This is a genomic window from Paenibacillus sp. FSL K6-1230 (assembly GCF_038002385.1).
Taxonomy (GTDB): Bacteria; Bacillota; Bacilli; order Paenibacillales; family Paenibacillaceae; genus Paenibacillus; species Paenibacillus massiliensis.
This window is the reverse complement of record NZ_JBBOCK010000001.1, coordinates 5,136,816-5,156,209: the sequence shown is the minus strand read 5'-3', so window position 1 is coordinate 5,156,209 and position 19,394 is coordinate 5,136,816. Positions and strand designations below refer to the sequence as shown.

The window sequence follows — 19,394 nt, the reverse complement described above, 5'->3', positions numbered from 1 at the left end:
TGAAGATGTGGAAATTAAGGAGTTAAACCTTGAAGAAGGTTCGATAGAAAATGTAGAGATCAACTCAAAATATTTAGGAATTGAATTAAAGAGGTGGGACCAATCATTTGTGAAAATCATCATAAATGACTACACAAAATTCGTTGAATTTGATTCGATTGGCAGAGAAATAAGTGAATTTGTTATTTTAGATAACTCAGAATTCCTGGAAGACGAAAAAGAGAAATTATTAAGGTTAGATTTTGACGAGGAAGAAATCAATCAACTTATCTACGTAAAATTTATTGGTCTAAGTGACTTACCTTTATTAGAGGTTATTGCCAATAAAAATGAAATACAAGTAAAAAAGATACCTAAGTAATATATATTTTGCCTTAAGAGAAATTAATCTCTTAAGGCTTTTCTTTATAAGAGAATATGCCAAAGTCCTTGTTTTTCGAATAAACTGATCGAACATAAGGGCGCAACGGAGCAGCCGTTCCGCTATAATGGACGTGACGGAGTCATGACCGATGCGAATGGCCTGTACCATATGCGTGCCCGTTACTACAGTCCAGATATCAAGCGATTCATTAACCGCGATGTCGTAACAGGTACGATATCAGATACACAGACCCTGAACCGCTATGCGTACGTGAACGGGAACCCGATTTCGTATATCGACCCATTCGGCCTAAGCCGAGATGGCGATTCCCTGATGCTGCGCGGCGGCGACATGCTGCTGGATCTCGTACCGGGAGTAGGCGCGCTGAAGGGCTTCCAGCAAGCCTTCACGGGTGTGAACCTTGTGACGGGCGAGAAGCTGTCTGTGGGACAACGTTGGATGGAAGGGATTGGATCAACAATTGGTCTGATTCCGATTCCGGGTTCGAAAGCGATCGGGAAGTATGGCGTGGAAGGCGCCGTGGCCTTGGGCAAGAAGGCTAAGGGATGGTTTGGTAAAGGGAATATTCCTAAAGTAATTACAGAGTGCAACTGCTTCTCCGCAGGTACCAAGGTACTTACCGACGATGGTGAAAAACCAATCGAGAATATCCAGGTAGGGGACAAGGTACTTGCGAAGTCTGACGAAACCGGAGAAGTGGCGTATAAAGAGGTCGTTGGTCTGTTCCAAAAACAGGCTGATGAGATCTATTATGTCCACATCGGTGATGAGATCATTGAGGTCACGGGTGAGCATCCGTTTTGGTTGGACGGCAGGGGCTGGACTTATGTCAAAGACCTGAAGGTTGGCGATCTGCTTCTTTCGAGTGACGGTACCAAGCTGGCGATTGACAAGATTGAGAAAGAGTCACGAGAAGCGACCGTTTACAACTTTGAGGTAGAGGATTATCATTCGTATTTTGTATCTAACCTTGGGATTTGGGTGCATAATTGTGATATTAATCCTAAATTGTTGTCTGGTGCTGATCCATATGGTGGACTTTTAGAACTCAAATTTATAATGCCACTTATTCGGCACACGGTTACAAGCATTTAAAAGCTAGAAATGGAGATGAGGCTAAGTTATTTAGTGAAACTGGAAGAAAGCATGCTCAGTATTTGCCTGAAGTAAATAATAAAACTCTTGAAAAGACAGCATTAGAGAAAGGATTGGTTGTTCAAGGCGACAAGGGTTCCACATATTTCATTTATGATGCAGGAAAACCAGTGGGATACGATTTGGGAGTAGAAACAAGCTGGATACGTGCTGAGTTGACTTCAGGTGGGATATATCATGGACATCCAATAGCAGGCAATCGTCTAATGGGCTATCTAAAAATAGCAGAATTAAGATAATAGAAAGAAGGTGAAATTTTTGAAGTCCCATTTAAAACCGCCCGAGATTAAACTGCTTCCTTTAAGATTTCCTTCAAGTTGGGAAATCAGCTATAACACTCTTGTTGAGCTAGATCCATCTGATTTAAAAGAAGATGATGAAAATAAGTGGCGTAATTTTACTGAAGATTTACTTCAAGTTAAACATACGAAGTATAATATACTTCTAGATGTTGGCTGGTATCCTGAAGGGGATCCGCAAGGTTTGTATGGTATTGAATTAATTAAGGATTTTGATTGGGCGAATCCATTGGTAACCTTCGATACAAAAAATATAAGTGATCTTGTTGAGAAGATAGAGTTTCTATTATGGCAGGTTGGAGAAGGTTACTATAATTAAAAATTCTGTTTACCCTGACTGGATTACCTAGTCAGGGTTCTTTTTTAATCAAACTACTAATTATCAAGACAAGTTCGAGAATTCCTTTGAAAAGGATTCGTAAGAGGTGTACTAACTCAGTAATTTTCGCGGTTTGTGATGAATCAGGCGGAGAGCGATGTCCAAGGATATCCGCGATATACCCCAGGGAAAGAACTCTCGCAAGGAAGCATTCGTGTTCCCATTCGAGCCCCGATCCAGAAGGAATACGGATCTGTGTAATACATCTTCACCTCATGAGTGGCTTTCAGGCAAGTACAAAAGGCCAATCTTCTTGCTACGATCATCGATAGCGGATTGAAACATCTATCACGACAGGACCGCTACAAGGACAAATGCAGCCTTACGTATATGATTCGCGCAACCGTCTGCTGTCTACGGGCGGCGTAAGCTACGGCTATAACGCGGAGAATATGCGGACCTCCGTCACGACAGACGGAAACACGATTCGTTATGTGATCAACCCGAATGCAGCTCTGTCGCAGGTGCTGATGGAGACGGATGCGGATGGCAATCCACTAGCTTACTATGTATACGGCCTGGGACTACTGGGTCGGGAGGATGCTAGCGGTACATATCAGTCGTACCACTATGATCGTCGTGGCAGCAAGGTAGCGCTGACCGCACTGGATGGTACAATTACGGATACGTATCAATACGGTCCATATGGAGAGCAGATCGGACACGAGGGCGCAACAGAGCAGCCGTTCCGCTATAATGGACGTGACGGGGTCATGACCGATGTGAATGGTCTGTACCATATGCGTGCCCGTTACTATAGTCCAGACATCAAGCTATTCATTAACCGTGATGTCGTGACAGGTACGATCTCAGATACACCGACCCTGAACCGCTATGCGTACGTGAACGGGAACCCGATCTCGTACATCGATCCATTTGGTCTAAGTCGTGATGGCGATTCCCTAATGCTGCGCGGCGGCGACGTGCTGCTGGATCTCTTACCGGGAATAGGTGCGCTGAAGGGCTTCCAGCAAGCCTTCACGGGTGTGAACCTCGTGACGGGTGAGAAGCTGTCTGTGGGACAACGCTGGATGGAAGGGATTGGATCGACCATTGGTCTGATTCCGATTCCATGCTCAAAGGCGATCGGGAAGTATGGCGTGGAAGGCGCCGTGGCCTTGGGCAAGAAGGCTAAGGGTTGGTTTGGTAAGACACCAGACAAGGGGCTAGCATTATACCGTCGAACAGCTAATGTTGGTGAGTTTAATCATTTGAAAGTTCCCATGCAAATGAGAGAGGTCAAACGTTTAGCCGAACAAGCTGGTGTGGGGCTAGATGGAGTGAAAATTAAAATCGTAAGAGATACTGAAATGTTACGGTTACCACAAGCAGGATGGGCTAATCCAAATGGTAAAGAAATTCAACTTTATCCCAATGCCTTTATAAATGAAATGGAGTTAGTTAAAACTCTTGCTCATGAAAGAACACACATTTTTCAAGTCAGAATTTATGGAGAGGCAAATGATATCCCAACATTAAACAAATTTGAGGAAGGAGCCTACGGTATAGAAGATACATTTTGGGACTACTTTAATCGTAGGGGAAAATGATGATGGTAAATTCTCATTACAAAAAATGGTTGAAACTTGCGGAAGAGGTACAAGCAGAACCTCAGTCTTGTCTGTTAGTTTGCCCCAACTGTAGCAGTAATAATATTGAGTACGAATTCATTGGAGATAGTCAAAGAAGGGAGGGATACTTTTTAATTTGGTGTAATGAATGCATAGAAGGATTGCACATTTCAAGAGTTAATATTCCTGAAAATGCAAATGTTATTCCATTTAATGCACCTTCTGAGCTTATTTCACATATTCCTAATTTCAAAAGGGTTATCCCCTAAGATTTTGATTTGATTAATGATCCATAAGAAGAATGCTTAGATCAAAAGCTCTTCTTATGGATTTTTTTAGATATTAATGTTTTCAAAACTGATTTGCGAATAGGGTGTGTACCTGTTTAGTTATAAGGTATCGAATTGAAAAATAGACCTGTTTTGGGATCGGTAATGGTTGGTACAGGAACTTGTAACAATGTACTCCTTCTGCATGTCCGCAAAGAAGCGCAACTTCTCAGAAATAATAGATTAAGAGGCTCATTTCTAACATTGAACTGTGATCCGTAAGATAGACACTTTGAAAAAAGTGCCCTCTTACGGGTCTTTTGTGTTTTAATTTGACTCAGATGAGTATTTAAGAAATCTTGGTAAAGCTGATAGAATGTATGATAGTTTTAGGATATTAACTACATACGTTGCTTCAATCGCAAAAAATACTGGAATGAAGGAGAGTCGAGTTCAAAGAATAAAGGACCATTTGTTTTACAATGAACATATAAAGGACCATGGAGTAGGACGCTTTGATGCAGATTATGATATTGCTCAAGCTTGGGAACGACTATAAGCAGGGACTTATCGGTAAAGTGATATTGATTTAATTAATCATGAATTGTTTGAATCGAGATTTGAAGGAATATTCAAAACAAACTATAGGACAGCACATGACAAAACCATAGAATCAGGTCGTACAGGAATCCATAAGAGGAGGAGAAGATGTTGGCGTCGTTCGTATTGTTGCTCAAAGAAATGGAAAATGAAGAAAGAGTAGTATACAAATTTGGACCCAATGAGGATGTAATGGGCAAAATAGAACTTAACAAAATAACGAGAAAGTTTGCCGAGATAGAACCTATTCCTGATATTAATATTTCCACTAAATTTTATTTCGATAGGGCTGCTCAAAGAAAATCAGTATGTTTTATTCGAGAAAATGGTCGGTTCCCAGATAGAACAACATTTGAATCTTAAGATCAATTAACCTTGATTGGCTTCGTGCCTTTCAAGGTTTTTTTATTGGAGGGGGACAAATGAACCCGTCACTCAACCAGCAGCACATATAACTCAGTAATATCCGTAAGATCCGTAAGATCCACATAACTTAAATCTGCTGATGAGCCAAGCATTCAGCTATGATGCGGTAGGCAATGTTGTCTCCGAGACCGGTGGTGTACAGGGTACTATACCGTCTGAAGTGACCTTCGACGTGTACGGTCCAGGGCTATCACCTGCACCGGAAGAAGGATTGGGAGCGGAATTGAACGGAACTGATCCGAATGCCGTCACTTCAGACGTGTACCCGCTGGAAATGACGTATACAGCGGACAATCGTCTAGCAACGGTAAATGGCGAACCGGTCATTTATGACGCCGACGGCAACATGACGACAGGACCGCTGCAAGGGAATATGCAGTCCTACGTATATGATTCACGTAATCGTCTGCAGTCTGCGGGTGGCGTAAGCTACGGCTATAACGCGGAGAATATGCGGGTCTCCGTCACAACAGATGGCAACACGATTCGTTATGTGATCAACCCGAATGCAGCCTTGTCTCAGGTGCTGATGGAGACCGATGCGGACGGGAATCCGCTAGCCTACTATGTCTATGGCTTGGGCTTGCTCGGTCGTGAGGATGCTAGTGGTGAATACCTGAGTTATCACTATGATCGTCACGGCAGTACGGTGGCACTGACCGCACTGGACGGTACGATTACAGATACGTATGAATACGGTCCATATGGAGAGCAGATCGGACATGAAGGCGCAACGGAGCAGCCGTTCCGCTATAATGGACGTGACGGAGTTATGACCGATGCGAATGGTCTGTACCATATGCGCGCCCGGTACTACAGTCCAGATATCAAGCGATTCATCAACCGGGATGTCGTGACAGGTACGATCTCAGATACACCGACATTGAACCGCTATGCGTACGTGAATGGGAACCCGATCTCGTATATCGACCCGTTCGGCTTGAGTCGTGATGGCGATTCCCTGATGTTGCGCGGCGGCGACGTGCTGCTGGATCTCGTGCCAGGAGTAGGCGCGCTGAAGGGCTTCCAGCAAGCCTTCACGGGCGTGAACCTGGTGACAGGTGAGAAGCTGTCTGTGGGACAACGCTGGATGGAAGGGATTGGATCGACCATTGGTCTGATTCCGATTCCAGGCTCGAAGGCGATCGGGAAGTATGGCGTGGAAGGCGCCGTGGCCTTGGGCAAGAAGGCTAAGGGATGGTTTGGTAAGGGAACTCGTAACATTGATTACGTTGAAGAAACCGCTCGTCTCGGTGGCAAGCTATATAGTGAAAATGATCTGCGCATGTTAGGTAACTATTTAAAGAAAAGAGGAGTATCGCTCAAAGTTGGGGATGAGTACTTACCAGCACTAAAAGGCGGAGCTTTTGATGGATCAACGGGTACTCTTTACCTTAGAAGTAATCCTACTCAGTATGAGGTATGGCATGAGTTATCCCACTATATACAATATAGTAAGATAGGAAGGGATGCGTATTTAAATCTCCCTCGTACAAAAGGATCGGTTCCTATGAATGATCTAACAAAGTTCAATGCTCCTGAGCAGTTTGTATATGACATGCTTTCCAACACTAGTAAATGGAATAAAATAAATCAATCTGAGCGAAACCATGCGAACTGGTATATAGATAACTTTGGAGGGATTAGATAATGGCTAAAAAGGTTACGCGAGAGGATATAAGAAAAGTAGCCAACCAATATATATTAGATAATCCATCAAGTGTATTTGAATTGAATTTAGTGGATATTAATAATGATAGTGGACGATATCCATGTTGGTCGGTTATTTTTGAAATGAGAAATAAAGATGGGAACCTTGTAGATGGCCCATTGGTATTGGGCATAGACGAATTTGGAGAAATTATTATGGTAGGATAATGATATGATTATTTATTGATCTTGAGTAGCTTTATGCTTTCAAGGTATCTTATCTAGAACAATCTAAACAGTAACAATGTACTCCTTCTGCATGTCCGCAAGAAGCGCAACTTTTCAGAAATATTAGATTAAGAGGCTCATTCCTAACATACCTGGAATGAGCTTTTTAATCACTTGATAAATTAACCACGTTACCATCATCAAACTAAAAGTAGGCCTAAGTAGTGACAGGTACGATCTCGGATACTCCGACCCTGAATCGCTATGCGTACGTGAACGGGAACCCGATTTCGTATATCGATCCATTTGGTCTGAGTCGTGATGGCGACTCCCTGATGCTGCGCGGCGGCGACATGCTGCTCGATCTCGTACCAGGAGTAGGCGCGCTGAAGGGCTTCCAGCAAGCCTTCACAGGTGTGAACCTCGTGACAGGTGAGAAGCTGTCCGTGGGACAACGCTGGATGGAAGGGATTGGATCGACCATTGGTCTGATTCCGATTCCAGGCTCGAAGGCGATTGGGAAGTATGGCGTGGAAGGCGCCGTGGCCTTGGGTAAGAAGGCTAAGGGATGGTTTGGTAAAGGGAATATTCCTAAGGCAATTACAGAGTGCAACTGCTTCTCCGCAGGAACCAAGGTGCTTACCGACGATGGTGAAAAACCAATCGAGGATATCCAAGTAGGAGACAAGGTACTTGCGAAGTCTGACGAAACCGGAGAAGTGGCGTATAAAGAGGTTGTAGGTCTGTTCCAAAAACAGGCTGATGAAATCTATTATGTCCACATCGGTGATGAGATCATTGAGGTCACGGGTGAGCATCCGTTCTGGTTGGATGGTAGGGGATGGACCTATGTCAAAGACCTGAAGGTTGGCGATCTGCTTCTTTCGAGCGACGGTACCAAGCTGGCGATTGACAAGATTGAGAAAGAGTCACGAGAAGCGACCGTTTACAACTTTGAGGTTGAGGACTATCATTCGTACTTTGTATCTAATCTTGGGATATGGGTGCATAATTGTGATATTAGCCCTTCGCCACAACAATTACTAGGAATTAAACTTGCTGGAAATATAAGATCTTCTCTTAATGAGAAAGTCCCTCGGGATATTAGATTGGGTCCAGGTTCGAAAAGGCATTTAACAGTAGATGAAAAGAAGATAGCTAATCAGCACATTAACGATTTAATGGCATCTAAGTATGGAGATAACGCAGCAGTTCAAAGACTATCTAATTACAGACCTCATCTTAGAGATGATGGTTGGTGGAGCCTTGATCTTGCAACAGACAATGGAGCTTCTAATATAATGAGACTGCTTTACCGTGAAGTTAATGGTGCTATAGAATGGAAGGTAATTCAAAATCACTAGTTATTAGTTATTGGAAAGGTGAGTGAACGTGTCTAAGGGATTAGCAGAGTTATTATTTAATGCTATGGTAAAGAGCGACCAGGATGAGATCATAATTGCATTATTAAAAACAATTAAGGAACAATATTCTGTAGTTGAGCTAGGTGAGGAGTTGTTTTTAGAGTTACAAAAAGCAGTTCCTCATATTAAAGAAAAGAGAACTAGAGCAGCTATAATTGAAACAATGGTTGAATTTCCAGATTTTAATTTCGATTACGAAATATTAGACGAATATCTAACACTGGTATTTGATTATCAAACCAACAATGAAGATGCTATAAGATGTCTAAAATCTTTTACTGTACAAGACTTATTTAAAGAAGTAATTTTCTTAAGGCTTGCTCAATTCACAGATAAACAAAGAGCGTTAGAAATTTTGGTTGGGATCGGGGGATCTAATTGGGGGGAGATACCAGCAGAGTATCAACAATTTGATGACCAAGTCCGTTCGGGAATAAGGATGAGAAATCGCACATTTATTATTTCCCAATTTTTATATTTTGTTCATCCTTTGTGTCGCGAATATTCTTATATTAATCATTTAGCTGCTCATTATCCTACGATGCAGTCAGCAAGAAACGATTGGGCTTGGAGATTGCCAGGCAGTACCGATCATATTATTAATTCGAAAATAGTGACTTCACGGGAAGCAGAGGTGTTTATCAAATTAGGTCAATTACTACATGAGAAAGTTCATTTAACATCAGTTGTGAAGAAAGGACTCTACTCTGCATTTTTTGAAGGTAAAGACCCAATTGACGTTATTTTTAATTTGCCTCAATGAAATTAAAATGATAGTAAGATATGTTAAGACCTTGGGGGCTACAATCTTCAAGGTCTTTCTTTTACCCCTATTCAGTGCCGAATGAATCCGGCGGCTTCGTTCAAGAGAACTTAACCCTCATCACTCCCGTATAATATTCCTCTAATATGCTTCCTGATATCAAGCGATTCATTATCCGTGATGTCGTGACAGGTACGATCTCGGATACACCAATCCTGAACCAATATGCGTACGTGAACGGGAACACGATCTCGTACCCGACCCATTCGGCTTAAGTCGAGATGGCGACTCCCTGATGCTGTGCGGCGGTGACATGCTGCTGGATCTATTACCGGGAGTAGGTGCGGTAAAAGGCTTCCAGCAGGCCTTCACGGGCGTGAACCTCGTGACAGGTGAGAAGCTGTCTGTAGCGGAACGCTGGATGGAAGGGATTGGATCAGCGATTGGCCTGGTTCCGGTTCCGGTTTCGATAATTTAGAGAGGATAGAAGATATGAAATATCCAGTTAAAATTAACAACAGTGAAAATGGATACAAGCGACTTAAATTGCCTGAAGAAATATCGGCAGTTGAGTACTTGTTATATGACATGGAGTCTTTCAAATTTCCTGTATTTTTATCCTACATTGAAAAAGTACTAAATAAAGAGAGCGAACTCGAAGAAATAGGCGGTAATATTTGTAGTTTGGAAATTACGAAAGATACAACCAAGGTTATTAATAATTTTGTGACTGAGGGGATGCAAGTTGAATGTGAAATCGAAACGGCTGAATTAAAAGCAATAATCAAGTTGTGGGTAGAAGTGAATAAAGATGTCCTAGATTAGCATGTTAGCCTGAGACTACACCTTATGAGAAGAGAAGAACATTTATCGTGATACAGAATTCAGAGAAATACAGAAGAACAACATACATTTCCCATACCACACATAGACTAATCAGAGAGCTAGACGCATTCACCATGCCCGGAGTGAAAGGAATGGGAAGCTGCTACGGAATCTATGGAATCTATCAACAAAGGAATGGTATTCACGAACCAGCTCCTGGCCTACGCTAGCTACAAGATCGGGGACTGGACCTATGGTACTCCACGAATCTGGCAATGGGAATTCAGTTCAAGGCTGGAGATCGGGAAGTTCTGTTCGATTGCCGACGGTGCTAACATCATGCTTGGTGGTGAGCATCGTGTGGATTGGGTGACCACCTATCCTTTCAATGCGATCTTCAAGGATGCCAGTGGGTATACAGGTCATCCACCTGAGCAGATCAGGTAATTGCTTGCCATCCAGTGGTGGGATTGGGATATGGTTAAGATCAAAGACAACTGGAGCTTGCTGCTCGCCAATGACATCCAGGAATTTATAGAGCGACATACCGAATAACCAGAAACGGGCCAAGGTGCTCGTTTTTTTCATTAGACATGAACGCGATCCTACAAAAGACCATAAGTTGTGTGATCCAAAAAATCCGGTAATTCAACGCCAAGACCAGAGCTGTAGTGAGCAGGATGCATGGTTAAGGGTGTAGAATATGTGAGTGAGGCTCATGGTGTAGAATATGTGAAGTTCGCTGCGGTGCGGTGTAGGATTAGAGCAAGTTCAGTAAAAGGAGGTGAGTCACTGTGGATGATCAGCTAACGAACCCTTATGAAGAACGCATACGACAGCTTCTTGATCACATCCTGCCAGGTGCGTATGACAGGCTTGAGACGATTGAAAATTTACCGAGTCAGACTGGTCTGAGTCTACTGGAGATATTAATAGAATTCGCCTGTCAGAGCTCTAATATCAGCTCTATTCTAATTGCGCGTGATCGAATTAGGCAGATTCCTGTTAAGTGGCTGTTGACCTATGCCCCTGATGTAATCCACAAGCGGGTATGCTTTGATGATGAATGGGAGTACCGCAGGTTGCTAGAGCTGGCCCGAGAGAGCCTGCCACAGCTCCTGGATGGCTTCATTAAGCGAGGATTGTCCTCAGACAATGATGAGGTTCAGGAGGCGGCGAACGATTTTCTGGTTACAGGGAGTTAGAATTGCTGTTGCGAGAAGGCGAGAGTGATCAGGAGGAATACGAGCTTGGATGATTGGTGTGAAGCAGTGGAGCGAGGCAAGGTGCGAGGATATGAGGAATACAAGTTGCTCCTTGGAGAGCGGTACATATATCAATATGCCATGAAGAAGGTAGGGAATAAATACTTAACCTATTGCTTCCACATCCCGGAGTCCAAAATTCAGGTGATGGAGGATTACGATGCGGAGGAGATTCAGGAGTTCGAACAGATTGAGCAGGCCATTAGTCATCTGGAGTCCAGGGGCGCTGTCGTAAACCAGTTCACAGCCATAAAAGGAGTGCTGCCATTCTGAGGAAATAAGGATTGGAGATGACTCCGTTAAGTATGGTAACATATGGAGATGACAGCTGTTATTTGGCGTACATGGTTCAATACATGATATTTTATAAGGAAAGGCTGGGGCATAATGAATACACCCTTAAATCAAACTTGGGATTTGGAGTCGATTTTCAAAGGAGGCTCTACCTCAGCGGACTTCACCGCTTACCTGGATACACTTGAAGCGGATGCCCGCAAGCTACTGCAGGATGTAAAGGTAGCTAAGGTGCCTCAGACCGTACTGGATACGGAGGAGCTTGATTCCATTCTGGAGCTGCTGCAGAATTGTGTTGCACGTGCCTCTGAAGCATCCTCCTTCGTCGGTTGCCTCTCGGCACAGGATCAGCATGACAAGGAGGCTGTTCGTCTTAGTGCGCGCATGAATGCACTATTCGCCCTGCTCCAGACAGCTACCACCCTGTACCACAACATTCTCGGTCAGACTGGGGACAAGGTATGGGAGCGCTGGATGCAGCGTGATAAGATTGCTCCCCTAAGCTTTGTATTAACTGAGAGTCGTGAGGCCTCCAGAGAGAAGATGAGCCCTGAGCTGGAAAGTCTGGCACTGGACCTGGCTATTGACGGTTACCATGGCTGGGGTAGCTTCTATGATACGATTGTAAGTAAGGTGAGTGTTCCGGTTAAGGATGACAATGGTGAAATCGTGGCAATGTCAGCAGGTCAGGCGGCAAACAAGCTGCATCATCAGGATCGTGAAGTACGGGAAGAGGTATTCCAGAGCTGGGAGAAGGCTTGGGAGGATGTAGCCGATTACTGTGCGGATACGTTAAATCATCTCGGTGGCTTCCGTCTGAAGCTGTATGAGAATCGCGGCTGGGAGGATATTCTCAAGGAACCTCTCGATATTAACCGGATGTCACGTGAGACACTGGACATGATGTGGAGCGTAATTAATGAGACCAAGCCGGTCCTTGTAAAATATCTGGAGCGCAAGGCAAAGCTGCTTGGGGTCGAGCGCTTAAGCTGGCATGATGTCGAGGCTCCTGTAGGCGAAGCGAGCGACAAGATTAGCTATGACGAGGCTGCTGTAGACATCGTGCAACAATTCCGTAAATTCAGTCCGAAAATGGCTGATTTTGCTGAAATGGCATTCGACAAAAGCTGGATTGAAGCTGAGGATCGTCCTGGCAAGCGTCCGGGCGGATTCTGTACTTCGCTTCCTGTGAGCAAGGAGACAAGAATTTTCATGACCTATGCAGGTACAGCCTCGAACGTGTCTACGTTGGCTCATGAGCTGGGACATGGCTACCATCAGCACGTGATGGATGAGCTGCCTGTACTGAATCAAAATTATGCGATGAATGTGGCCGAGACAGCATCTACCCTGGCTGAACTGATTGTATCGGATGCATTAGTGGAGAGTGCAACAGATGAACAGGGCCGCATAGCACTGCTGGAGGATAAGATTCAACGGTCTGTGGCGTTCTTCATGAATATTCACGCTCGTTTCTTGTTCGAGACACGCTTCTACGAGCAACGCAAATCCGGTCTGCTGACCGCTCAACAGCTATCAGAGCTGATGAATGAAGCGCAGAAGGAAGCATTCTGCGACGTGCTTGCCGAGACACATCCGCATTTCTGGGCTTCGAAGCTACATTTCTATATTACAGATGTGCCGTTTTACAACTTCCCGTATACGTTCGGTTACATGTTCAGCGCCGGAATCTATGCTCATGCACAGCGCACGGGTACTGGCTTTGCTGATCAGTATGATGAGTTGCTGCGTGATACAGGTCGGATGAAAGTGGAAGACCTTGCGAAAAAGCATTTGCAGACAGACCTGACACAGCCTGATTTCTGGCGTGGTGCAGCCGAATTGGCCGTTAAGGATATCGAGACGTTCCTGACTTTGACGGATTCCTCTGTCTCCTCCTAGGTCTCTTCTGACCATTACGTGCTGCGCTACGGGCGAGGAAGCATACGATTCAGTGAAGAAAATGGTTGGATACGTGCTCCTTTCGTAGCTGAATGTGCATAGTAGTCTAACCTTTTATACCCGAATGATGCATCAAGTACGATGATTCGACAAAATGCTGAAAGCCCATCCGAACAACGGATGGGCTTTTTGATATCGGGTTGACGCACAAATTGTCGATTTAAATGGTAATTAAATTTCCAGTAAGACTGGAATGTATGAATGCGTTAACTTTATAGGGATTTTAACCCATTTATGTTGAATATCGTTGAAAGAAGCTATGTATTTTCATATAATTGAGCCATAAGACCTAATTTTTACCATCGAATTAGGGATTAAATAAGTCGAAAGGAGGAGGTGGGATGAAAATAGAGCAACTGTCACTTCCTAGACAACTGGATATGGTGTTTAAAGAATTGGATGAGGAGCTGTCAGGATTGACATCTGGTATCGTGTTTGTGCAGATTCGCAATAATGTGATTGGCAAATTCGGAATCAAGCATCATCCAATTGGTTGTCGAACAGATGAGCTGGATGCTGCCCTGTCAGGATTAACAGCTCAGCAGCGTACAACGTTTCGGAGTCTGGCCCTTGATGCCTTGAAGCTGAAACGTAGCTGGACCCATGGGGAGATTTCGTACGAGTTCGCAGTAATGCAAGGTAAGATTGTAGTAGACACAACGCTGGAGTCCAACTATAACATGGCTAATCTGATGATTCGTTATCCCAGAAATACATATTCAGGCGCGAATTCGGAATCATCTTAATCATAGGCAGCCATCCAGATCAGCATTGTGCAAGTAGTAATGTGCAATTAGCAAAAGGTATTGAAGGTTATATTACTCAAAGAAGCGGCCTCCTTAGGAGACCGCTTAGCTGTATTTCTGCACTATTCTTATTTGCCTTGTCCCGACAATTGCTGCTCGGCGATTTGTACCAGCTTCTTGGTGATATAACCACCCAGGGAGCCTGCTTCACGGGAAGGCATGTTACCGTAATAGCCGTCTGCTGGAATCGTAATCCCCAGCTCTTGTGCAGCCTCGTATTTCAGCTGCTGCAGAGATGCATTGGCTTGAGGTACGATAAGATTATTACTACGGTTACGTCTGCCTTGTTGTTGTGTCGATCCGTACATCGTTGTCACCTCCTTCGGCTTTGGTAAGGATAGTATGTGACATCATTATGAATCTATTCGCCGAAGGAGAGGTTATTAGGAAGGTAATTTATGGTTGCAAAATCTGGATGCTGGAGGTCAGTCGAACAGTCTCGTCAGGAGTAATACGAATGAGACCCGTGAAATCATCCCGCTTGTTCAGATTAGGAGCATCTGGTAGCCAGGTATAAGGCTCAATGCATAGATACTGCTCACATTCACCTTTGGTATACAGCACCCAGTGCTTGAAGTAGCTCTCATCCACCGTATAACGAACTGTATAACCATCATTCCGAACCAGATTCGCCACAGCAGGCCCCGGAGCAGCTCGAAGAGCTGTGTCCAGATTCGTACCTTGCAACGGGAGTGCATCTGTGAGACAAGCCAGGTTCCCGAGCTCTTGGAGCTCGCCGGTAGGAAGCAACTGCTCATCCAGACCGTAGAGACCGCTGACGGGTAGCTGGAGCTGCCAACGTTCAGGCTGACCGTCAAGCAAGAACCAGGTATGGTAACCTATGCCGAAAGGAGCGTTATGCTCCCCTAAGTTAGTGACCTCCAGTGTCTGCGTGAACATATTTCCCTGTAGTCGATAGCTCATCTGCAGCCGCAGAGGAATCGGGAATTGCTCAAGCCAATGCGGATCATTTGCAGTCAGCAATTCCGACGTCAATGTACATCCGTCTTCGTCTTCTTCAATGTCGGTTACGCACCAGGCTTGCTTGCGATGGAGCCCGTGAATATGATTGTGGTTATCGGTATTTTGATCGAATTGATATGCAATTCCTTCATAAGTGAAGCGGCCTTGACGAATGCGTCCTGGAGGAACAAGCAGTGGAACGCCGAAATGGTAGGGCTTCTGTTGAAATAAGGACAAATCCTGTTCTTCAGGTCTACGTACAACCTCGCGTCCACTGAGGGTATCCTGGACAGAGATGGCCTGATTTCCCAGCCGCGGCAGTACCGTGACTTCCAGCTCTTCGCTATGTAAGACGTACGTGTCGTAACCATTCCAATGTCCTTTGGTCACTTGTTTCATATCCATGCTCCTTTGTTCACTTTTGATCGGATAATGATTGCAATATACATTCTTATGATAACATGTTATTTGACATTCAGGTGAACTGGAATTATCATACTGTTAAGTAAAAGAGACAGTCAAATGATACTGTCCTGCATACCGCTGAATACGATGACAAGGAAGAGTAAGCAATCCAGACTCTCTACAGAAAGCCGATGGTTGATGTGAATCGGCGGGAGAGGAATGCCGAATGGACCTTGGAGTTTCCGACAGAACCCAAGCTTACGTTGTTTGCTTGTCAGTATGAAGGAACGACTGTTCCCCGTTACAGGAACCTGAAGGCTGGTCTTCTATTCTTGGTGATTTCCGTGCTGTTCAACAGAACAGCTCTCGGGCCATAGTCAGAGACAGCGAATTAGGGTGGTACCACGGTCTCGCGTCCCTTGGGGATGTGGGGCCTTTTTTGCGTTCGCTAGGGAGACTCAGTGGAATTGCAGATCATATCGGAAATAGGAGGAATGTAATTATGAAAACAGTGCTCTCAGGTATTCAGCCCAGCGGTCAACTGACCCTTGGCAACTACATCGGGGCTATGAAGAATTTTGTGGCCTTACAGCATGAGCATCAGTGTTATTTCATGGTTGTGGACTTGCACGCCATTACTGTCCAGCAGGAGCCAGCCAAGCTGCGGGAGCAATCAGAGGCTGTAGCTGCGTTGTATCTGGCTGCTGGCATTGACCCAGTGAAATCCAGTGTGTTCATCCAATCCCATGTGCCACAGCATGCAGAGCTCGGATGGATTCTGACGACGTTGACTAATATGGGTGAGCTGGAGCGGATGACGCAGTTCAAGGACAAGTCGGAAGGGAAGGAATCCGTCGGTGCGGGACTCTTCGTATACCCTGCACTGATGGCTGCTGATATTCTGATCTATAATGCGGATCTCGTACCCGTAGGCGAGGATCAAAAGCAGCATCTGGAGCTGACCCGTGATCTGGCAGGACGTTTTAATCACAGATTCGGGGAGTTCTTCACCATTCCAGAGCCTTATATTCCTGAGGTTGGGGCTAGAATCATGTCACTGGATGATGGCTCGAAGAAAATGAGTAAGAGCAATCCTAACCCAGGCAGCTATATTGCATTGCTGGATGAGCCGTCCGTCATTCGTAAGAAAATCAGTCGGGCAACTACGGATTCGGGAAGCGAAGTCCGTTATGATCCTGCCAACAAGCCTGAGGTCAGCAATCTGATGAGTATTTATAGTCAATGCTCTGGATTGTCGCTATCCGAGGTGGAGAGAAGATTCGAGGGGCAGATGTATGGCGCCTTCAAAAAAGAGCTTGCTGAGGCCGTGCTTAGCGTCATCGAGCCACTGCAACAGCGTTATCGAGACATTCGTGAATCCGGAGAGTTGACCCGTGTTCTCTCCCAATCCGCTGAAAGAGCGCAGGAGGCAGCTGAGCGTACTTTGACTGAGGTAAGGCATCGGATGGGCTTTTTGCCTAGATAAAGCTAGCTCGTCGCAAGTGAGCTAGCTATAAAATCCGGCTATAGCATAGGCTTCCGTAAGCTAAACTCAGTAGTTTAAACTCTGTAGGAGTAGGCTAAACTCGTAGGACATTCTTCTTTGGGCCAACCCCTTCATACACTAAGCTTCAATGCATGAAGGTGCAATAGCTGCATCTTATGTATTAGATACACCAAAAAGAGGGGCCCTTATGGGCTCCTCTTTTTGGCTATGGATACAGCATGGCTGAGCAAATAGATCTTGAACAAAGAGAGCGGTTACCCAAACCATATCGCATAAGCGCACTATTAAAGCTTGCAGCGGCTGCACCCATAGGGGGCGTGGTACTAGGCTCGATTGCGCTTGGCTTTGACGACGAAGCCCCAGCCAATATTTCCTACAGACAGCAAACCAAGCAGAAGAGCCAGCCAGATCGAATGGCTGATCGCAACAGCGGAAGCGGTCAATAGTACGATGGAAGAAGCTGCGAACCACATGGACAGAGACTTACTCATGGCAAAAACCTCCATAATTGAATATGATCATTTCAGGAATAAGCAACCGGGTCTGAGCCATACTAAGCTTGCAAGCTTGCAAGGAACTTCATTCACAAGACTGAAAGGAGATTCAAATATGGCAGGACGTAATCGTTCAAACAATCTGGTTGTTCAACAAGCTAACAGTGCCATTCAGCAATTGAAATATGAGGCTGCGCAGGAGCTTGGAATTACAATTCCAGCAGACGGCTACTATGGCAACATGCCATCTCGTGAAGCTGGCTCCCTGGGTGGATATATTACCAAAAAGCTGGTACAGCAAGCAGAAGCTTCGCTGGCAGGTACTTCAGCAGGCCAGACAGGACTGTAAGACTCGACTTTCAGCAATACCTGCATGAATGAAAGTCCGGAGCGTAAGTGCTCCGGCTTTTTCTCGTCATGGCTAGACGGAATTTAACCGTTTCCTTTATTTTTTAAGTATTCCTTCTTGTATTGTGAATCAAACGCCACTATTTCGTCAAGAGTACGCTTACATAGTAACAACTGGAATGGGACGTTTGTGCATCTGTCGAGAGGAAGTATTTCGAAAATTTAAGGCATGAGTGTCAGTTATCGTGTCACTCATGCCCATTATTCAGGTTGGAACTGTAACAGATGCTCTAATAGCGTTCCTTGCCAACTGCAATATTGTGATTCGTTCGAGCATAACCAAGAGACTGTCTAGTTCATGTGAGGGGACAGTCTTTTTTGCATTTTCTCGTCACTTAGCCAGCCGACATAGGTGTGAAGTGTCTCGAAGTTGCGATCCATAGCAATGACTGCTACGAACGGATACTGCTTTCGGTGCCGATAACGAACATCGGTCCAACGAACAATATATCCCCAAGCAAATTCTTCTACATCCGCCACGGCATATGAGGAGAAATACAAGAAGGAACGAATGTCACTGTGCTGGGTGGAGACTTCCACAGCTGCGTGCGTAGAGGACTTGGCGCGTCGATTCCAATTCAGCTCACCGTTCTCATAGATGCCGAGCTCATAGCTGCCATTACGTGATGCCTTCACGACATGCCATTTGTTCCAGGACATCGTTGGAATTAGAGAATAGGTGTCTCCCTCCTTGTATCCAGCATCCAGCTGCTGTACTCGCTGTCTCCCCAGCCGATGACTCCACACTCTCCATATATAATAGAAGATGAGCAGTCCATATAGCGCCGTGAACAGAGGGGCAGGTGGCAATAATTGCAGTGCCCAAAGTACAATTGCGACGACATGACTTCCGAAGATGAAGGGGTCAAAAATATGAATGATGTCCCAGGAAATCCATTTACGGCTGAAGGGACGCAGAGCCTGTGTACCATAGGTGTTGAATAAATCGGTGAAGACATGCAGACATACGGCGATCCCAGTCCACAGGGCTACGTGCCATATGGCGGCTTCTCTGAACAGTAACATAATCAATGCCGTAATCAGGAACGTCCATATGGCCAGAAAGGGAAGAGAGTGAGATAATCCGCGGTGATTGCGTATATAGGCTGCATTCCCCCTCATTCTTAGTACGGTATCGAAATCGGGCGCCTGCGATCCGAGCACAGTAGCGAGCATAACAGCTCCAGCAGTGACGGGATCGGCTGCAACTACTGGATCAATATAGGCAAGACCTGCCAGACCGAAGCCAATGGCAAAATGTGTTGCTGTATCCACACGACAACAGCTCCTTTTCATGTCTCTAAAATTGGAAATGT

Annotated in this window: 25 protein-coding genes and 1 other annotated feature; of the genes, 21 read left to right on the top strand and 4 right to left on the bottom strand. The window is 45.1% G+C overall.

Features of this window, described 5'->3' with window-relative positions; all coding sequences use genetic code 11:
• Positions 1 to 7: 7 nt before the first annotated feature.
• From MKX74_RS22810 to MKX74_RS22720, 19 genes are all read left to right on the top strand, one after another.
• Complete coding sequence (locus tag MKX74_RS22810; RefSeq protein ID WP_341179938.1) at positions 8 to 361, top strand: hypothetical protein; 354 nt, start codon at positions 8 to 10, stop codon at positions 359 to 361.
• Positions 362 to 415: 54 nt separating this feature from the next.
• Positions 416 to 1,480 carry a polymorphic toxin-type HINT domain-containing protein gene (locus MKX74_RS22805; RefSeq protein WP_341180642.1) on the top strand — a complete coding sequence of 355 codons (1,065 nt, stop codon included), beginning with the start codon at positions 416 to 418 and terminating at the stop codon, positions 1,478 to 1,480.
• 62 nt (positions 1,481 to 1,542) lie between these two features.
• On the top strand, positions 1,543 to 1,779 hold the full coding sequence (locus tag MKX74_RS22800) for a hypothetical protein (protein WP_341179937.1): 237 nt from the start codon (positions 1,543 to 1,545) through the stop codon (positions 1,777 to 1,779).
• A 19-nt stretch (positions 1,780 to 1,798) separates the two neighbouring features.
• A complete protein-coding gene (locus MKX74_RS22795; RefSeq protein ID WP_341179936.1) occupies positions 1,799 to 2,158 on the top strand; it encodes a hypothetical protein in 360 nt (119 codons plus the stop codon).
• Positions 2,159 to 2,532: 374 nt separating this feature from the next.
• On the top strand, positions 2,533 to 3,768 hold the full coding sequence (locus MKX74_RS22790) for an RHS repeat-associated core domain-containing protein (RefSeq protein WP_341179935.1): 1,236 nt from the start codon (positions 2,533 to 2,535) through the stop codon (positions 3,766 to 3,768).
• Positions 3,769 to 3,797: 29 nt separating this feature from the next.
• The gene (locus MKX74_RS22785) at positions 3,798 to 4,058 is read left to right on the top strand and encodes a hypothetical protein (RefSeq protein ID WP_341179934.1); all 261 of its coding nucleotides are present in this window, start codon (positions 3,798 to 3,800) and stop codon (positions 4,056 to 4,058) included.
• A gap of 711 nt (positions 4,059 to 4,769) precedes the next feature.
• Complete coding sequence (locus MKX74_RS22780) at positions 4,770 to 5,021, top strand: hypothetical protein (RefSeq protein WP_341179933.1); 252 nt, start codon at positions 4,770 to 4,772, stop codon at positions 5,019 to 5,021.
• A gap of 142 nt (positions 5,022 to 5,163) precedes the next feature.
• Positions 5,164 to 6,735: an RHS repeat-associated core domain-containing protein gene (locus tag MKX74_RS22775; RefSeq protein ID WP_341179932.1), complete on the top strand. Its 1,572-nt coding sequence runs from the start codon at positions 5,164 to 5,166 to the stop codon at positions 6,733 to 6,735.
• Positions 6,735 to 6,962: a hypothetical protein gene (locus tag MKX74_RS22770; RefSeq protein ID WP_341179931.1), complete on the top strand. Its 228-nt coding sequence runs from the start codon at positions 6,735 to 6,737 to the stop codon at positions 6,960 to 6,962. The genes MKX74_RS22775 and MKX74_RS22770 overlap by 1 nt, the downstream gene beginning before the upstream one ends.
• A 224-nt stretch (positions 6,963 to 7,186) precedes the next feature.
• Positions 7,187 to 8,326: a polymorphic toxin-type HINT domain-containing protein gene (locus tag MKX74_RS22765; RefSeq protein ID WP_341179930.1), complete on the top strand. Its 1,140-nt coding sequence runs from the start codon at positions 7,187 to 7,189 to the stop codon at positions 8,324 to 8,326.
• A gap of 28 nt (positions 8,327 to 8,354) precedes the next feature.
• Positions 8,355 to 9,149 (top strand): hypothetical protein, encoded by a 795-nt coding sequence (locus tag MKX74_RS22760; protein WP_341179929.1) that lies wholly within the window; start codon positions 8,355 to 8,357, stop codon positions 9,147 to 9,149.
• A gap of 146 nt (positions 9,150 to 9,295) precedes the next feature.
• Complete coding sequence (locus MKX74_RS22755; RefSeq protein ID WP_341179928.1) at positions 9,296 to 9,424, top strand: hypothetical protein; 129 nt, start codon at positions 9,296 to 9,298, stop codon at positions 9,422 to 9,424.
• 20 nt (positions 9,425 to 9,444) lie between these two features.
• The gene (locus MKX74_RS22750; protein WP_341179927.1) at positions 9,445 to 9,627 is read left to right on the top strand and encodes a pre-toxin TG domain-containing protein; all 183 of its coding nucleotides are present in this window, start codon (positions 9,445 to 9,447) and stop codon (positions 9,625 to 9,627) included.
• Between the two features lie 14 nt (positions 9,628 to 9,641).
• Complete coding sequence (locus MKX74_RS22745) at positions 9,642 to 9,974, top strand: hypothetical protein (protein ID WP_341179926.1); 333 nt, start codon at positions 9,642 to 9,644, stop codon at positions 9,972 to 9,974.
• A 174-nt stretch (positions 9,975 to 10,148) separates the two neighbouring features.
• The gene (locus tag MKX74_RS22740) at positions 10,149 to 10,421 is read left to right on the top strand and encodes a hypothetical protein (RefSeq protein WP_341179925.1); all 273 of its coding nucleotides are present in this window, start codon (positions 10,149 to 10,151) and stop codon (positions 10,419 to 10,421) included.
• Between the two features lie 347 nt (positions 10,422 to 10,768).
• Positions 10,769 to 11,179, top strand: coding sequence for a hypothetical protein (locus MKX74_RS22735; RefSeq protein WP_341179924.1), 411 nt, complete (start codon positions 10,769 to 10,771; stop codon positions 11,177 to 11,179).
• Between the two features lie 45 nt (positions 11,180 to 11,224).
• Positions 11,225 to 11,512, top strand: a complete 288-nt coding sequence (locus MKX74_RS22730; protein ID WP_341179923.1) for a hypothetical protein — start codon at positions 11,225 to 11,227, stop codon at positions 11,510 to 11,512.
• A gap of 114 nt (positions 11,513 to 11,626) precedes the next feature.
• The gene (locus MKX74_RS22725) at positions 11,627 to 13,435 is read left to right on the top strand and encodes a M3 family oligoendopeptidase (RefSeq protein ID WP_341179922.1); all 1,809 of its coding nucleotides are present in this window, start codon (positions 11,627 to 11,629) and stop codon (positions 13,433 to 13,435) included.
• 401 nt (positions 13,436 to 13,836) lie between these two features.
• Positions 13,837 to 14,241 (top strand): hypothetical protein, encoded by a 405-nt coding sequence (locus MKX74_RS22720; RefSeq protein ID WP_018885634.1) that lies wholly within the window; start codon positions 13,837 to 13,839, stop codon positions 14,239 to 14,241.
• A 128-nt stretch (positions 14,242 to 14,369) separates the two neighbouring features.
• On the opposite strand, the gene MKX74_RS22715 is transcribed toward MKX74_RS22720, so the two are convergent.
• Together MKX74_RS22715 and MKX74_RS22710 are read right to left on the bottom strand one after the other, a co-directional pair.
• Positions 14,370 to 14,609, bottom strand: coding sequence for an alpha/beta-type small acid-soluble spore protein (locus MKX74_RS22715; protein ID WP_018885633.1), 240 nt, complete (start codon positions 14,607 to 14,609; stop codon positions 14,370 to 14,372).
• 88 nt (positions 14,610 to 14,697) lie between these two features.
• The gene (locus MKX74_RS22710) at positions 14,698 to 15,663 is read right to left on the bottom strand and encodes an aldose 1-epimerase (RefSeq protein ID WP_341179921.1); all 966 of its coding nucleotides are present in this window, start codon (positions 15,661 to 15,663) and stop codon (positions 14,698 to 14,700) included.
• Positions 15,664 to 15,807: 144 nt separating this feature from the next.
• Positions 15,808 to 16,092, top strand: a binding site (T-box leader).
• Between the two features lie 79 nt (positions 16,093 to 16,171).
• Between MKX74_RS22710 and trpS the strand changes: the two genes are divergently transcribed.
• Positions 16,172 to 17,155 (top strand): tryptophan--tRNA ligase, encoded by a 984-nt coding sequence (gene trpS / locus MKX74_RS22705; protein ID WP_341179920.1) that lies wholly within the window; start codon positions 16,172 to 16,174, stop codon positions 17,153 to 17,155.
• A 344-nt stretch (positions 17,156 to 17,499) separates the two neighbouring features.
• Here trpS and MKX74_RS22700 read toward each other — a convergent pair whose 3' ends face one another.
• Positions 17,500 to 17,667, bottom strand: a complete 168-nt coding sequence (locus tag MKX74_RS22700) for a hypothetical protein (protein WP_018885629.1) — start codon at positions 17,665 to 17,667, stop codon at positions 17,500 to 17,502.
• A 118-nt stretch (positions 17,668 to 17,785) separates the two neighbouring features.
• Between MKX74_RS22700 and MKX74_RS22695 the strand changes: the two genes are divergently transcribed.
• Positions 17,786 to 18,019 (top strand): alpha/beta-type small acid-soluble spore protein, encoded by a 234-nt coding sequence (locus tag MKX74_RS22695; RefSeq protein ID WP_025680214.1) that lies wholly within the window; start codon positions 17,786 to 17,788, stop codon positions 18,017 to 18,019.
• A 350-nt stretch (positions 18,020 to 18,369) separates the two neighbouring features.
• On the opposite strand, the gene MKX74_RS22690 is transcribed toward MKX74_RS22695, so the two are convergent.
• Positions 18,370 to 19,353 carry a metal-dependent hydrolase gene (locus tag MKX74_RS22690; protein ID WP_341179919.1) on the bottom strand — a complete coding sequence of 328 codons (984 nt, stop codon included), beginning with the start codon at positions 19,351 to 19,353 and terminating at the stop codon, positions 18,370 to 18,372.
• Positions 19,354 to 19,394: the final 41 nt, after the last annotated feature.

What these genes read in the sequence shown, in the direction of transcription:
- MKX74_RS22790 (WP_341179935.1), top strand. Translation starts at nt 2,533, where the DNA reads ATGCAGCCTTACGTATATGATTCGCGCAACCGTCTGCTGTCTACGGGC.
- MKX74_RS22775 (WP_341179932.1), top strand. Translation starts at nt 5,164, where the DNA reads ATGAGCCAAGCATTCAGCTATGATGCGGTAGGCAATGTTGTCTCCGAG.
- MKX74_RS22770 (WP_341179931.1), top strand. Translation starts at nt 6,735, where the DNA reads ATGGCTAAAAAGGTTACGCGAGAGGATATAAGAAAAGTAGCCAACCAA.
- MKX74_RS22755 (WP_341179928.1), top strand. Translation starts at nt 9,296, where the DNA reads ATGCTTCCTGATATCAAGCGATTCATTATCCGTGATGTCGTGACAGGT.
- MKX74_RS22750 (WP_341179927.1), top strand. Translation starts at nt 9,445, where the DNA reads ATGCTGTGCGGCGGTGACATGCTGCTGGATCTATTACCGGGAGTAGGT.
- MKX74_RS22745 (WP_341179926.1), top strand. Translation starts at nt 9,642, where the DNA reads ATGAAATATCCAGTTAAAATTAACAACAGTGAAAATGGATACAAGCGA.
- MKX74_RS22740 (WP_341179925.1), top strand. Translation starts at nt 10,149, where the DNA reads ATGGAATCTATCAACAAAGGAATGGTATTCACGAACCAGCTCCTGGCC.
- MKX74_RS22725 (WP_341179922.1), top strand. Translation starts at nt 11,627, where the DNA reads ATGAATACACCCTTAAATCAAACTTGGGATTTGGAGTCGATTTTCAAA.
- MKX74_RS22720 (WP_018885634.1), top strand. Translation starts at nt 13,837, where the DNA reads ATGAAAATAGAGCAACTGTCACTTCCTAGACAACTGGATATGGTGTTT.
- MKX74_RS22715 (WP_018885633.1), bottom strand. Translation starts at nt 14,609, where the DNA reads ATGTACGGATCGACACAACAACAAGGCAGACGTAACCGTAGTAATAAT.
- MKX74_RS22710 (WP_341179921.1), bottom strand. Translation starts at nt 15,663, where the DNA reads ATGAAACAAGTGACCAAAGGACATTGGAATGGTTACGACACGTACGTC.
- trpS (WP_341179920.1), top strand. Translation starts at nt 16,172, where the DNA reads ATGAAAACAGTGCTCTCAGGTATTCAGCCCAGCGGTCAACTGACCCTT.
- MKX74_RS22700 (WP_018885629.1), bottom strand. Translation starts at nt 17,667, where the DNA reads ATGAGTAAGTCTCTGTCCATGTGGTTCGCAGCTTCTTCCATCGTACTA.
- MKX74_RS22695 (WP_025680214.1), top strand. Translation starts at nt 17,786, where the DNA reads ATGGCAGGACGTAATCGTTCAAACAATCTGGTTGTTCAACAAGCTAAC.